This window comes from Frankia sp. BMG5.60 (assembly GCF_059428125.1).
Genome location: NZ_CM182091.1, coordinates 4,867,668 through 4,882,121 on the forward strand (window position 1 = coordinate 4,867,668; position 14,454 = coordinate 4,882,121).

The 14,454-nt window shown below is 73.3% G+C and carries 8 protein-coding genes; 3 read left to right on the plus strand and 5 right to left on the minus strand.

The features are described 5' to 3' along the window. Positions 1 to 375 precede the first annotated feature (375 nt). The gene (locus AC5R91_RS20020) at positions 376 to 3,144 is read right to left on the minus strand and encodes a DUF6049 family protein (protein ID WP_495392860.1); all 2,769 of its coding nucleotides are present in this window, start codon (positions 3,142 to 3,144) and stop codon (positions 376 to 378) included. Beyond that, the gene (locus AC5R91_RS20025; protein ID WP_495392861.1) at positions 3,141 to 3,611 is read right to left on the minus strand and encodes an NUDIX hydrolase; all 471 of its coding nucleotides are present in this window, start codon (positions 3,609 to 3,611) and stop codon (positions 3,141 to 3,143) included. The genes AC5R91_RS20020 and AC5R91_RS20025 overlap by 4 nt, the downstream gene beginning before the upstream one ends. A gap of 174 nt (positions 3,612 to 3,785) precedes the next feature. Between AC5R91_RS20025 and AC5R91_RS20030 the strand changes: the two genes are divergently transcribed. After that, entirely contained in the window at positions 3,786 to 5,255 is a 1,470-nt protein-coding gene (locus AC5R91_RS20030) for a CCA tRNA nucleotidyltransferase (protein WP_495392862.1), read from the plus strand. 78 nt (positions 5,256 to 5,333) lie between these two features. On the opposite strand, the gene AC5R91_RS20035 is transcribed toward AC5R91_RS20030, so the two are convergent. The 3 genes from AC5R91_RS20035 to AC5R91_RS20045 form a co-directional block, all read right to left on the minus strand. Beyond that, positions 5,334 to 6,755 (minus strand): MFS transporter, encoded by a 1,422-nt coding sequence (locus AC5R91_RS20035; RefSeq protein WP_495392863.1) that lies wholly within the window; start codon positions 6,753 to 6,755, stop codon positions 5,334 to 5,336. 233 nt (positions 6,756 to 6,988) lie between these two features. Next, positions 6,989 to 8,062 (minus strand): inositol-3-phosphate synthase, encoded by a 1,074-nt coding sequence (locus AC5R91_RS20040; protein WP_495392864.1) that lies wholly within the window; start codon positions 8,060 to 8,062, stop codon positions 6,989 to 6,991. A 117-nt stretch (positions 8,063 to 8,179) separates the two neighbouring features. Next, a complete protein-coding gene (locus AC5R91_RS20045) occupies positions 8,180 to 9,010 on the minus strand; it encodes a PadR family transcriptional regulator (RefSeq protein WP_495392865.1) in 831 nt (276 codons plus the stop codon). Between the two features lie 639 nt (positions 9,011 to 9,649). Between AC5R91_RS20045 and AC5R91_RS20050 the strand changes: the two genes are divergently transcribed. Further along, positions 9,650 to 10,054, plus strand: coding sequence for a DUF5318 family protein (locus tag AC5R91_RS20050; RefSeq protein WP_495392866.1), 405 nt, complete (start codon positions 9,650 to 9,652; stop codon positions 10,052 to 10,054). Positions 10,055 to 10,879: 825 nt separating this feature from the next. Beyond that, the gene (locus AC5R91_RS20055; protein ID WP_495392867.1) at positions 10,880 to 14,206 is read left to right on the plus strand and encodes a transglycosylase domain-containing protein; all 3,327 of its coding nucleotides are present in this window, start codon (positions 10,880 to 10,882) and stop codon (positions 14,204 to 14,206) included. Positions 14,207 to 14,454 lie beyond the last annotated feature (248 nt).

Below are 14,454 nucleotides of genomic sequence, written 5' to 3' on the forward strand. Positions count from 1 at the left end.
GGTTCGGGCGCTGCCCACTCGGGTTGGGGAAGGAGCGGCGGTCTCCCGGGTAGGACCGGTCGCCACCCGGATATGGCTGACCACCATCCGGGTAGGAGCGCTTGGGCTCTGGGTAAGGCCGGCCGGAATCCCGGTACTGCCGCGGGTCCTGGGCGGGGTAGGACCAGTCCGCCTGGGGCGGCGGGCCGGGGGCATGGGACGGATCGGGAGCCGCCCCCGGCCGGTCGGCGCCGTCGGGCCACTCGTCAGCCCGGTCGTCCGGGCCGCCGGCGGTGTCCCGCCACGAATCGCGACCACGATCGCCGCGTCCACCGCGGGGGCCGGTGCCGCCCCGGCGGTGCCGGGGACCCGAGCCGCCCTCCCCCTCGACGGGGGTCACGGGCCGCTCCGTCGCCGACGGGCCGGAACCTGACCGGTGGCCGCGTCCCGCCCGGGGGCGGCGTGTTCCGCCGCGGGCGCCGGCCGGCCGGGGCCCGCGGCGCCGTGGCCGGGATCGGGCTGATGCTCCGGGTTCAGGCCCCGGTCCCGGTCCTGGTCCCGGCCGGTCCCGGGCTCTAGGCCGCGGTCGGCGGGCGCGACGCCCGGCCCACGACGCGCGGCGTAAGAGAGGTCGGTGGTTGGGGCGCCCGTCGACCACCCGGAGGCAACTGCGGCGGGCGCCCGCCGGGCGGCGTCGGACTCGCTGTCGGGGCGACCCGGCAGCGCCGCGGCACCCGGGTCCGCCGTGCCGTCCGGAACCGCGGTGCCGTCCGGAACCGCCGTGCCGCCGGCGATCGGTTCGCCGGCGCCGCCGGCGGGGCTGGCGGTCCGGCGCGCGCCCGGCCGCAGCCGGCGAGCGAGGCGCACCACGACGGCCAGCAGCAGCACGCTGACCGCGCCGATGGTGATGGCCGTGGCGATGGCGCCGTAGACGGTGGAGCGCACGAGCACCCGGGTCGGGGGATCGGTCGACAGGGCCTGGCCGTCGAGGTTGAGGCGGCGGATCTCCAGCGGGAAGGTCCCCGCGCCCTCGGCGTCCACCTCTATCTCGATCTGGGCCTTCTGCCCCGAGGGGAGGATACGGGTCTCGCGGGCCGGCGAGCGTAGCCGGGAGTGGGTCGAGGAGAAGGCGAGCACGACGGTGACCTCGAACTTCGTGTTGTTCTCGAGCGTGATCGGCACCAGCCCGTGCTTGCTCGTCAGGTTGACACTGCGGGAGGCCACCACCTGGATGCCGTTGCGGATCGTGGACACGTCCCCGTCCACCTGCTGGCTCAACGACACACCGTCGACCATGCGCCCCCCGCGCCAGGCGACGGAGGTCGCTGTGACAAGAGCGTCGCTCATCGGGTTGACCTTGTCGACCTGGCAGGTGGGGAGGGACTTGAGCGGTGGGCAGAGTACCGGCCCCAGCGCCCGCGCCTCGTCACGGACGCTCGTGACCGCGTCGAGGTAGGTGGCGGGCAGTTCCCTGGCCTGCCCGTCCGCCGGATAGACCAGCACGCCGCGGCGGACCGGCGGCTGGGTCTGGCCGGCGCCGCCGTCGAGCGGGACCGGCGCGGAGTAGTCGCTGTCGATCGCCCCCAGCACCTGCTTGGCCCAGTCGTCCGTGGGCGGGTTCCAGTCCCTCGGCAGGGCGAGGACCTGGAACCGGGGCTCGGACCTCTCGGCGGTGATCATGGCGAGGTCGGCCCGGAAACGCGCCAGGACGACCCCGGCGCTGGGACCGTCGGCCCGGCCGTCGTAGGAGGTGGCGATCTCGGCGAGGCGGTGGTCGGTGGCGAGTGCCCGGATCGGGCCGGCCGACGTCGGGAGCTCGTAGGTTGCCGACGGCGTGTAGGTGACGGTGGACCGGGGACGGAGGACGCGGTCGTCGAGGAGCACGGTCCCGACCTTCAACTGGCGCAGCACGTCCACGGTGGCGGCGTCGGCGAGCCCGTCGACGGGGTAGGCGACGGACGCCATCTGCGCGGGGTCTCGTTTCAGCAGGGCGGCCAGCACGACCTGGCCAGTGTTGACGGCGTAGCTCACCGTGTCCAGCTTCTGGGCGTGGACCAGGGCGGCCAGGTCGGCGTCGCCGTAGGGCAGGGCGAAGACCGTGCCGTCCGCCTCGGCGAAGTTCTTGATGTCGCTCAGGAACTGGGCGGCGTCGGAGCTTGGCGGCTGCTTCACGCCGTCCGCGCCGCCGCCGGGTCTGGCGTAGTGGTAGCCGTCCGGGTTCGCCATGGTCTGCAGCGCCTGCACCAGCGTCGGGTCGACGGCGAGCGTGACCGCGCGGCGGCCCTCGGCGGTGACGGTCGACCGGGCCGCGTCGAGCAGTCGGTACAGCCGTCCGGTCGGCTTCACCTCGTCGGCGAGCACGTTGTCGGTCAGCAGGCCGTCCGAGCGCAGGCGGGGCTGGTCGGCGAGCGGCACGACGACCGCCACCGGGGTCCGTTGCTCCTGCTGGCCGGACGAACGCACCAGAAAGGTGTACGCCGCGCCGATCGGGCGCGCGGCCGTCCCGCCGATGGAACCGGTGACCAGGATCCGCAGCGGGTAGGCGCCGACCCGCGCCGGCGGAGCCGACCCGCCGAGGTCTCCGGTGATCATGAAGGGGACCGGATTGGCGCCGCGGACGGGCGGATCCGTCAGCGGCTGTGAGCGGTCGCCGCTCGCGAGGGCGAGCTGCCGGTTGATCAGGGCGCGGGCCGCGGCGGTACTGCCGGCCAGGGTCTCGAGCTGTCCGCGGGAGGTCACCGGCGCGGAGCCGATCCACAAGCTCATCCGCAGGTCGGTCAGGGGCTGGGCCGCCGAGGTGGCCAGCGTCCCCTGCACGGACACGACGGACGAGCCGGCCGGCGGTGCCTGCACCTCGGTGAGGGTGACGGTCACCGGGTTGTCCACACCGGTGGACGACGAGGTCGATCCCGGTGAAGAAGGTAGTGAATTGCCCGGTTCGTCTGTGGATGAAGCTGTGGAAGACCGTGGTGATCCTGTGGATGAATCGGGGCGGGCGATCCGTTCCACGAGCCCGCCGCGGATCGCCGCGACCGCCGCGGAGCCGCCGGCCACCGGGACGACGAGGGCGAGCAGCACCACGGCGGCGAGCCGGGCCGGCCAGCGCCGGGCGCCGGGCTCCCCGCAGGGCCGCGCCCGTCGCGCGGGCCGGCGCGGCGCCGTCATGCGGTCGCGGCCAGCACGACGGGCACCTCGTCGAGCAGGCGCCGCTCGTCGGCGTAGGCGAGGCGCTCGGCGACCTCGGCCAGCGGGACCCAGGCCACGGCGTCGACCTCGATGTCGGCGTCCGACAGCGAGCCGACGCTGCGCAGCAGCAGGAAGTGGTGCACCGTCTTGTGGATGCGTGCCCCCCCGGCGACGAACCAGAAGTCGATGGTGCCCAACCGGCCGAGGACGGACCCGGTCAGCCCGGTCTCCTCGCTGACCTCCCGCACGGCGGCCTGCTCGGTGGTCTCGCCGGCCTCGACGTGACCCTTGGGCAGCAGCCACAACAGCCGCCCGTGGCGATCCCGGCGGGCGATGAGCGCGGCGGAGGCGTCCGTGGAGCACTGGTCGAGAATGAGGCCGCCCGCCGAGGTCTCCTCCACCCGGGGCAGCGGAGTGCGACCGGCGGAGGAGGTCGACGGCGGCATGGATTGATCGTACGAGGCGCGGGTCCCCCGGCCGGCCCGTGTGCCCGCAACGCCCCGGTTGTGCCCGTTGATCCCGGTGGTCGGAACCGCGTCACCGTGGGCGCGATGTGATCGTCCCCGGCCCGTCCGGGTGCCGGTTCACCGCGTCCAACCCCGTAACCTGAAGGTGTGTCAGTGATCAGTCTGGACAACCCGCGCGACTCGGCCGAACGGGTGGTGAGTGAGCTGCTCAGGGTGCCGCCGGCCGCCGACGAGCTCGGTCGTGTCTTCGCCGCCCACGGCCACCTGCTCCACCTCGTCGGCGGGTCGGTCCGCGACGCCCTGCTCGGCCGGCCCACCACCGGCGCCACCGGCGCCCCGGCCGACCTCGACTTCGCCACGGACGCCAGGCCCGAGCGGGTGCTGGAGATCACCCGGGGTTGGGCGGAGGCCACCTGGGAGGCGGGGATCGCCTTCGGCACGGTCGGGCTCGCCCGGCGCGGCCTGCGCTTCGAGATCACCACCTACCGCAGCGAGGCGTACGACCGGCAGTCCCGCAACCCGGCGGTCACCTACGGCGACAGCCTGGAGGCGGACCTGTCCCGCCGGGACTTCACCGTGAACGCGATGGCGGTGTCGGTCCCGGGCCACGACTTCGTCGACCTGTTCGGCGGGATGGCCGACCTCGCCCGCGGCGTGCTGCGCACCCCGGCGAGCCCGGAGGCGTCGTTCGACGACGACCCGCTGCGCATCCTGCGCGCCGCCCGGTTCGAGGCGGCCCTCGGGCTGACCCCGGTGCCCGAGCTGGTCGAGGCGATGCGCGCGCGGACCGAGCGGCTCGCGATCGTCTCCCCCGAACGGATCCGGGACGAGCTGCGCAAGCTCATCGTCGCCCCCGACCCGGTGGCGGGCCTGGAGCGGCTCGTCGAGATCGGCGTCGCCGACATCGTGCTGCCCGAGGTCGCGGCGATGCGGATGGAGATCGACGAGCACCACCAGCACAAGGACGTGTACGCGCACACCCTGACCGTGCTGCGCCAGGCGATCGCCCTGGAGGAGCCGGGCGAACCCGACGAGGTGCTGCGCTGGGCGGCGCTGCTGCACGACATCGGCAAGCCGCGCACCCGGCGGCACATCCCGGGCGGCCGGGTGTCGTTCCATCACCACGAGGTCGTCGGCCGGGACATGACGCGCCGCCGGCTGGCCGCGCTGCACTTCCCCAAGGACGTCACGGACGCCATCTGCCGGCTCGTCTACCTGCACCTGCGCTTCCACGGCTACGGCGAGGGCGAATGGACGGACGCGGCCGTGCGCCGCTACGTCCACGACGCCGGCCCCCAGCTCACCCGGCTGCACAAGCTCGTCCGCTCCGACTGCACCACCCGCAACCGGCGCAAGGCGGCGGTGCTGTCGCGTACCTACGACTCGCTGGAGGAACGGATCGCCGACCTCGCCGCGCGGGAGGAGATCGCGGCGATCCGGCCGGAGCTGTCCGGCGACGACATCATGGCGCTGCTCGGGCTCGCCCCGTCCCGCCTGGTGGGTCAGGCCCGCGCGCACATGCTGGAGTTCCGCTTCGAGTGCGGCCTCGTCGGGCGCGAGGCGGCCGAGGCCGAGCTGTTCCGGTGGGCCCGCGAGCACGAGGTGCCGATCCCGGGCGCGTGACCGCATGACCGCATAACCGGGCGGGGCGGCCGAAGCGATCAGCCGGGTCAGCCGGGTCAGCCGGGGCGATCGGGCGGGTCAGCCGCGATTCTCGGCCGGTCCCGCCGAGATGATCGGGTTGATCCGGCCGGCGGGATCGGTCGGATCAACCGGGTCGGCGGCACCGCTGGGCGGGGGAACGGCCGGGTGCGATGGCGGCGGCCCGTCGCCCACGCCGCGGATCACCCGGTCCTCGGGGTGCCGGCGGGCGGCCCGGTAGTACACCAGCCCGGCCAGCGCGTAGCCCAGCCCGGCGACGATGACCACCGCGGCCGAGCGGCCGTCGTCGGGCAGGATGACGGCCGCGACCGCCGCCGCGGCGACGAAGGCGACGTTGAACAACAGGTCGTAGAGCGAGAAGGCGCGGCCGCGGTAGGCGTCGTCGGTCTGCTCCTGGACGATGGTGTCCACGCAGATCTTGCTGGCCTGGGCGGAGAACCCGAGCAGCGCGCCGGCGACGATGAACAGGGGAGCCTGGAAGGGCAGACCGAGCACCACCTCGACGACGCCCCCGAACACCAGGACCAGCGTGATCCAGCTCGACTTCGGCATCCGCCGGGTCACCCGCGGGGTCACGACGGCGGCGGTGACGGTGCCGACCCCGCTGGCGGTCACGACGGCGGCGAGACCCGTCAGCCCGCCCTCGCTGCCGGTGAAGTAGTTGCGGTACAGCAGCACCGTCATCACGAGGACCAGCCCGTAGGCCGCACGCGAGCTGGTCAGCGCGGCGAGCGCCCGGCGGGCCGGGCCGTGGCCGGCGAGGTAGCGGGCGCCGTCGACCATGTCGGCGACGACCTCGCTGGCCTGCCGCCAGGCGCCCTGCCAGGGCACGGCGACCACGGGACCGAAGTCGGCCCGGCCGGAGCGCGACGCCGTCACCATCGCCACCAGGTAGGCGAGCGCCGCCAGGCCCGCGACGAGGGCCACCGTCCGGTCGTCGCCGCCGACGAGGCCCCGCACCCCGCTGCCGAGACCGGCGCCGAGCAGGGTCGCGACGGTGCCGGAGGTGACCGACAGGGCGTTGGCGGTGACGAGGCGGTCGACGTCGACGACGACGGGCAGCCCGGCGGACAGCGCCGCCAAGACGAAGCGGTTCACGCTCACCGACGCGAGCGCCACCGCGTAGAAGTCGACGCCGGTGCGCCCGGCGGCGATGAGGACCACCAGGATGGCCATGAGCACCATCCGCACGAGCGAGCTGACCACGAGCACCCGCTGGCGGGACGTCCGGTCCAGCACGATGCCCGCGAACGGGCCGATCACGCTGAAGGGCAGCACGACGATCGCCAGCGACGAGGCCAGCGCCCCCGCGGACGTCGCCCGCTCGGGGGAGAACAGCACGTAGCTGACGAGGGTCGCCTGGAAGACGCCGTCGGCGGCCTGAGAGGTGAGCCGGGCCGCGTAGAGCATCCGGAACCGGCGGCCGCCGAGCAGCTCGCGGAGGTTCGCCGACCATGCCACGCCTGTCAGCGTAGGGCCACCCGGCCCGCCTCAGGTCACCGGTGGGTCCGCGCAGGCCCGCTCGGGCCGCTCGGGCCGCTCGGGCCGCTCGGGCCGCTTGCGGCGTGGCCGGGGTGCCATCCGGGTTCGGTCGCCCCCTCCGGACGACCGAACCCGGCGCCCGCCTCCCCAGCCGGGGAAGCGGGCGTGCAGGCTGGGTGGACGGGTCCGTCGAGCGGCCCGGCGGGCTTCGCTCAGCCCTCGTTGCGGATGAACGCCTCGACCTTGTCGCGGGCCTCGTTGTCGCGGTACTGCTCCGGCGGGGACTTCATGAAGTACGACGAGGCAGACAGGATCGGGCCGCCGACACCCCGGTCCAGGGCGATCTTGGCGCAGCGCACCGCGTCGATGACCACGCCGGCGCTGTTGGGGGAGTCCCAGACCTCGAGCTTGTACTCCAGGTTCAGCGGGACGTCGCCGAACGCGCGACCCTCCAGCCGGACGTAGGCCCACTTGCGGTCGTCGAGCCAGGCCACGTAGTCCGACGGCCCGATGTGCACGTTGTCCTTGCCGAGATCGTGGGAGAGCTGGGAGGTCACGGCCTGGGTCTTGGAGATCTTCTTCGACTCCAGCCGGTCACGCTCGAGCATGTTCTTGAAGTCCATGTTGCCGCCGACGTTGAGCTGCATCGTGCGGTCGAGGACGACGCCGCGGTCCTCGAAGAGCTTCGCCATCACCCGGTGGGTGATGGTGGCGCCCACCTGCGACTTGATGTCGTCGCCGACGATCGGCACGCCGGCGGCGCGGAACTTCTCCGCCCACTCGGGCACCCCGGCGATGAACACCGGCAGGCAGTTGATGAATGCGACCCCGGCGTCGATCGCGCACTGGGCGTAGAACTTCGCGGCGTCCTCGGAACCCACGGGCAGGTAGCAGACGAGCACGTCGGCCCGGGCCTCCCGCAGGGTGGCCACGACGTCGACCGGCGCCTCGTCCGACTCCTCGATGGTCTCGCGGTAGTAGCGGCCGAGGCCGTCGAGGGTGTGACCCCGGGAGACGGTGATGCCGAGCGGCGGCACGTCAGCGATCTTGATGGTGTTGTTCTCGCTGGCGACGATGGCCTCGGAGAGATCGCGACCGACCTTCTTGGCGTCCACGTCGAACGCGGCGACGAACGTCAGGTCGGAGACGTGGTAGTCGCCAAGCGTCACGTGCATCAGCCCGGGGACCTGCGCCGACGGGTCGGCGCCGCGGTAGTACTCGACCCCCTGGACCAGCGAGGCGGCGCAGTTGCCTACGCCGACAATGGCGACACGTACCGAACCCATGACGGTCTGCTCCTTAGCTGCGATTTCTATGGAAGTGGAAATATCGGGCATACGGCTCCGCTGCGGTGCCACCCGCCAGCCGAACGGCAGGGTGTGGGCGCCGCTACGCGGTGCCACTCACCGGCCGGCCGGAACCTCACCGTCGGGGTCCGGGCCGGCCTCGGCTGGGGCGTGCCTGTTCCGGTTGCGCGCGTCGTCGTCGTTGCCGCCGTGCGTGCCGTCGAGATAGGTGGCGCGTCCGTCCCGCCGGGCCGTCCGGCCCGCTCGGGCCGGCCTGACCGGCCGGCGCCCCGTCCCGCCGCCACGAGCGGGAGGGGGGAGCGTGCCCGGCTCCGATCCGGTGGATGGATCCGATCCTGTGGATGGAGCTGTGGACAACCCTGTGGATGCTGTGGACAACTGGGGTTCCGTGAATCCCGCCGGGGCGCTGGCACGCTCCGTCTCGATCAGCTCGTTGAGCCACCGGACTTCGCGTTCCACCGACTCGAGCCCATGGCGCTGCAGCTCGAGCGTGTAGGTGTCGAACCGCTCGACGGTCCTGGTCAGGGCCGAACGGACCTTCTCCCGGCGCTCCTCGAGCCGGCCGCGGCGCCCCTCCAGGATGCGCAGGCGGACGGCGGCGTCCGTCTTCGCGAAGAAGGCGAACCGCACGCCGAACATCTCGTCCTCCCAGGAGGACGGGCCACCCTCACCGAGCAGCTCGGCGAGCTTCTCCTTGCCCTCGCCGGTCAGCGTGTAGACGACCCGACTGCGCCCGCCGAGCCGGGTCGTCGCGCTGACGTCGTCCGCGGTGACGTACCCGGCGTCCGCGAGGCGGCGCAGGCAGGGGTAGAGCGAGCCGTAGCTGAACCGGTGGAACGCGCCGAGGACCGCCGCTAGCCGCTTGCGCAGCTCGTAACCGTGCATTGGGCTCTCGGAGAGCAGGGCGAGAACCGCCAGTTCCAGCATGATCCACCCTCCCTCGACCGTGCCCCGGCCGCAGGCTGATCGCCTGCCGGCCTGCCGCCCCGCTGTGTGGCGTTCCCCGGCTGTGCGGCGCTCCCCGCCGCGTCTCGCTCGTGCTGTCGCCCCGATGTCGTCGGGCCGATGTCGTCGGCCCACACTGTCGCGCCGATACTGTCGCGCCGACATATCGAAGCGATACATCGAGGATAGACGTCTCGGGACGAGCGCCGCAACCACGAATGACTATCCGGCGACCAGGAGATGACAGAACGACACCTCCACCTCCGGGCCGGGGCGGGGCGCGGCCCCGGCCGGCAGCCGTCCGGGGCCGGCGCCGCTCGGCCCCCGGCGATCTCGCCGCAGCCGGTGGCTGACCCGGGAACTACCTGTTCGCAGGGGTGATCGGGGTCCGATCCAGTCGTGGCCCGCCCACCCGCATGACCGGGCCGGGTCCGGCGGCGCCCACCGAGCGACCTCGCCGTGGGTGGGGGCGGCGTCACAGTGTAATCCGGCTCACAGTGGCTGCGGGGCCCGTCCTGGGGTGCGGGCCTGGCCGTTGCGCGGGCGGTGGACGGCAGTCCGTTCGGTGACCATCTGTCCGGACCATCTGCCTGGAACACGTCCGCGGCGTACCGTTGAGACATGCGGTCGCGGTCGGTCATCGACTACGCGCTCGCCCGCCGGGCGACGCTCGCGGATCTGTTCGCGGGTCGGGTGTCCTCGCTCGACGTCTGTGACGCGCATCCCTACCTGCTGCGCGCGGCCAAGTACCACGGCGAGCCGACAAGCAAGCGCTGCCCGGTCTGCCGCGGCACCGATCCGCTCATCCACGTCACCTACACCTACGGTGACGAGCTCGGTGAGAGCTCCGGCCGCGTGCGGGCGACGAAGGACCTTCCGGCGCTTGCGGCGAGGTACAGCGAGCTGCGGGTCTATGTCGTCGAGGTGTGCCGCCCGTGCGGGTGGAACCACCTGATCACGTCCTACGTGATCGGCACCGGCGAGCCGAAGGCGAAGCGCCAGCACCGACGTGCCGCCGACACCTGACGGCGCACTCCCGCTGTCCTCCCTCCTTCCTCCTTTCCCGGTCGCGCCGCAGCGCTACGTCATTCGGCGCGACCGCGGTCCGGGCGCCCTGCGCGAGCGGGCGGAATCTGGCATGAGATCCTGGTCTGCCATGTGGGTGTCGCGGCGGGTCCAGGCGTGGTGCCGACCACGAGTGGTCCCGTTCCGTGACCTTGCCGGTGTGAGCCCGGCGGGTGGCCCGGCCCTGCGTGGTCGGCCGAGTCCCGCCCAGGGCCTGTGGCCGCCGGCGTCCCCTACGGCCGGGTTCCAGCGGGATCGGTCCGGTGGGCACCGGACCTTCGGTAGCGGTCGGGGGTGCCGGCCCGTCCCCTGCGGCGGATCGGTGACCGGGGAGTCCCAGAGCGACGGATGGAGCGGTTGGTGAGCTCTCCCTACGACCGGGGCGCCTATCGGGGCAGCCCGGATTCGGACCCGACGCGGTCCGAACCCGGCCAGCCTCAGGACGCGTCCCCCGATCGGGCTAGGCACGACCGGATCGCCCGAGCCGGCCAGCCTGGCCGGCCGGACTCGCCTGCCCGGACCGGCCACGACGGCCCGCCGCCGGTCGACCGCCCCCGCGGCGAGCGCACCGCCCTGGTGCCGGCGGCCGGTCGGTCCGCCGCCGGACGCGCCGCACTGGTGCCGCCCGCCGGACCCGCCGGACCCGCCGGACCCGCCGGACCCGCGGGACCCGTCGGGCCGCCGGGTGTTGCCCGGCCAGCGGGAGTTGCCGGGCCGCCGGGAGTTGCCGGGCCGGCTGGGTCGGCCGGTCCCGGCGGACGTGCCGGGGGACCGCCGCCTCGCGCGGTGGCTCCCGCCGAGGCCGCGCAGCCCGACCGGCGCCCGGGTGCCGGCGCCGCGGGGATCCCCACCGCCGGCTGGGTACCCGACCACGGCTCGGCGGCCCGGGCCGCCGGTCGTGGGGTGCCTCCTGGCCCCGACCCAGTCGCCGACGAGCGGGCCGGCCGCGCCGCCCGCGGTGTCTCCGCCGAGCGTGGTATCTCCCCCGAGCGGGTGGCCTCCCCCGGGCGGGGACCGGAGCGTGGAACGCCCGACCGGGCCGCCGCCGAGCGGTCGCTGCCCGGCGGCGCACCCGAATGGCCCGCGACCCGCGCGGCGGGCCGGCAGACATCGTCCGACGCACCCGGCCGCGTTCCGGGAGCCTCCCGTGATCCGGCGGAGTTCCGGGATGCCGGGAGGCCTCGCGATGCGGGTTCCGCCCGCGATCCGGGTCCTGCCCGCGATGCGGGGGCCACTCGCGCGGTCGCGGGCGGGCCGTTCATCCCGGTGGTGGACCCGAGGGGCGGCGCCCGCCCCGATCAGCCGTCCGTGGGTGGAAACGGAACCGATCCGCGTCGCCGGACCGACCGGGCGGCCGTCGACGAGCCCGCCGTCCGCGGCGGGCGGGGGCGGGAGCGCACCGGGGGGCGGGGCGTGCCGGACCGGCGCTCGGGCGGGATGGCCGGAGTGGGCGACCGCAGCGGGCCCGACCTGGACCGCCCATCCGGCCCACCGCTGCCGACCGGACGTGATCGGGCCGCTGGCGCCCCGCGGACCTCGGCGGATGTGAACACGCTCTACGACACCGTCGACCAGGCGGCGCTGCGCCGGGTCGACGTCAGCGAACGCACCGCCGACGCGACGGTCTACCGCAAGGTGACGGCGGATCAGGCCGGGCGCGGCGCGGCGGGCGGTGCCGGCATGACGGAGGTGACGCCGGTGCGCCGGGTCGCCGGTCGGCGCCGTGACCGGCCCACCCAGGCGACCGAGCGGATGGCGCTTCGGGTCGGCGAGCTGGAGGCGGCCGAGGGCCGCACCGGCCCGGGCCGGCCCGGTGCCCGCCGTCCTACACCCGAGCGCACCGGGCCGGGGCGCGGCGCTCCCGCGCGCTCGTCACGGGCGGCGATGGGAGGCCCGGACGGACCAGGCGGACCCGAGGGGCCGGGCGGGCCGGGCGGCGGCGGTCGTTCGCCCAGGCCGGGCCAGGGACGTCGTGGCCCGAAGTGGTGGCGGCGGCGGCCACGCTGGCTGCGCCGGCTCGTGCTGGCCGGGGTGTTCTCGTCGATCCTGCTGTTCGCTGCCGGCGTCGCCGTCGTCTACGCGGCGACCCGGGTGCCGCTGCCCGGCGAGGTGAAGACCGACCAGACCTCGATCATCTTCTACGGTCCGCCGGCCGGGACGGCCCAGGGCACCGGCGACGAGCTCGCGCGCATCGGGACGAAGAACCGCACCGACGTGCCGCTGGCCCAGGTGTCCAAGGACATGCAGCACGCGGTGCTCGCGGCCGAGGACAAGAACTTCTACAACGAGCCCGGCATCTCGCCGAAGGGCATCGCGCGGGCGCTCTACGTCAACGTCACCGGTGGCGAGTTGCAGGGTGGCTCGACCATCACCCAGCAGTACGCGAAGAACGCCTACCTGAGCCAGGAGCGCACGTTCAGCCGCAAGATGCGGGAGATCGTCCTGGCGGTGAAGCTGGACCGCAAGTACTCCAAGGACCAGATCCTGGAGTTCTACCTGAACACGATCTACTTCGGCCGCGGTGCCTACGGCATCGAGGCCGCGGCGAAGGCTTACTACAACACGACGGCCGCGAATCTCACGGCCCAGCAGGGCGCGGTGATCGCGGGTCTGATCCGATCGCCGAACTATCTTGATCCCGCGAAGAATCCGGGGCCGGCGGCCAACCGCTGGCATGACGTCGTCGCGACGATGGCCGCCAAGGGCTGGGCGCCCGCGTCGATCACCAGCGAGCAGCCCCCACCGGTCGTCGCCAAGTTGGACGACTCCACCACCTCCTCGGCTCAGGTCGCCTACATCCGCGACGAGGTGAAGCGTGAGCTGATGGCGGGGGGGATCACCGAGGATCAGATCAACCGCGGTGGCCTGCGCATCACCACCACGATCGACAAGGGTCGCCAGATGGCCGCGTTCAACGCGGTCACCAGCGTGCTGAGCACCGCGTACGCGGCGGTGCCGGATCTGCGGACCGGCCTGTCGGCGGTCGAACCCGGGACCGGCCGAATACTCGCCTGGTACGGGGGGTCGCTCTACGGCAAGGATGCGCAGGGCCGCGAGCAGTACGAGGACAACGTGGCCACGGCGCAGGTGCAGTCCGCGTCGACCTTCAAGACGATCACCCTGGTGGCCGCGCTCCAGAAGAACATCAACCTGAAATCCACGTTCGCAGCGCCCGCCAAAGCGTTTCTTCCCGGCTACGAGTTCGGGAACGACGAGGGCGAGGGTGGTGACCTCGGCTACAAGAACCTCATCCAGGCGACCGCCGCCTCGATCAACACCGTGTTCGTGCCGCTCGGCCAGAACATCGGCGTCAACAACGTCATTTCCACCGCGCGTAATCTCGGCATCCGTGACTCGACCACGTTGGAACCGGTCGCCGGTATCACCCTGGGTAAGGACAACGTCTACCCCATCGACATGACGTCGGTCTACGCGGTCCTTGCCAGCAACGGGGTGCGCGCCAAACCGCACATCGTGGACAAGGTCCTGGACGGCAGCGGTCAGGTGATTTATTCGGGTGCCGACCAGAACGCGAAGCAGGCCATCCCCAGCTCGGTTGCCCGTGACGCGACCTATGCACTGCAGAGTGTGATCACCGATCCGAGCGGTACCGGACACCGGGCCGCGCTCGCCGGCGGCCGTGAGGCCGCCGGGAAGACCGGCACCTCGACCGACTTCCGGTCTGCCTGGTTCTGCGGATACACCAAGGAGATCGCCTCCTGCGTCGACATGTTCCGCGGCAAGGGCCTGAACACGGACCAGCTCAAGGGCATCCCAGGTGCAGCGGACGGGGTGTACGGCGGCACTCTCCCGGCCAGGGTCTGGAAGGCCTTCATGGATGCGGCCCTGCAAGGGGTGCCGAAGTCCAAGTTCGATCCGCCGGCGTTCGGTGGACTGGTCCAGGACAACGAGCCGGAACCCACGCCCACGCCGACGGAGACTCCGAGCACCACGCCGACGTCGGGCCTCACCGATCTGCTGGGCGGCCTGTTCGGCGGGAACGGCGGCGGTCAGCAACAACCGCAGCAGCCGCAGCCGCAGCCGCAGCCCGGAGCGAACCGCCCGAACGGTTCGCCCAGACCGACGGGGCTTTTCTCGGACCCTTTGGGGTGACCGGTGGGCCGACCGCGCCGCCGGGTTCGGGACATCGGGGCGTCGTCGAGATGCGAACCCGCAATCCCGAATCCGCCGCGGCGGGCGGCGGTCCGTCCACCGGTCCCACCCCTGGGTGATTGCTTTTCGCTCTTCGCGCGGGCGAGGTTCGACAGCCGCCGGATGGCGGGAAGGCGGCGGTCCGGGTGCGGCCGGCCCGCCCCGTCGGTGCCGGGTGTGGCCGGGCGCACGCCGCGTCGGCGTGCCGG

Excerpts from the sequence above, each read along its gene's own strand:
- AC5R91_RS20020 (WP_495392860.1), bottom strand. The coding sequence starts at position 3,144 with ATGACGGCGCCGCGCCGGCCCGCGCGACGGGCGCGGCCCTGCGGGGAG.
- AC5R91_RS20025 (WP_495392861.1), bottom strand. The coding sequence starts at position 3,611 with ATGCCGCCGTCGACCTCCTCCGCCGGTCGCACTCCGCTGCCCCGGGTG.
- AC5R91_RS20040 (WP_495392864.1), bottom strand. The coding sequence starts at position 8,062 with ATGGGTTCGGTACGTGTCGCCATTGTCGGCGTAGGCAACTGCGCCGCC.
- AC5R91_RS20045 (WP_495392865.1), bottom strand. The coding sequence starts at position 9,010 with ATGCTGGAACTGGCGGTTCTCGCCCTGCTCTCCGAGAGCCCAATGCAC.
- AC5R91_RS20050 (WP_495392866.1), top strand. The coding sequence starts at position 9,650 with ATGCGGTCGCGGTCGGTCATCGACTACGCGCTCGCCCGCCGGGCGACG.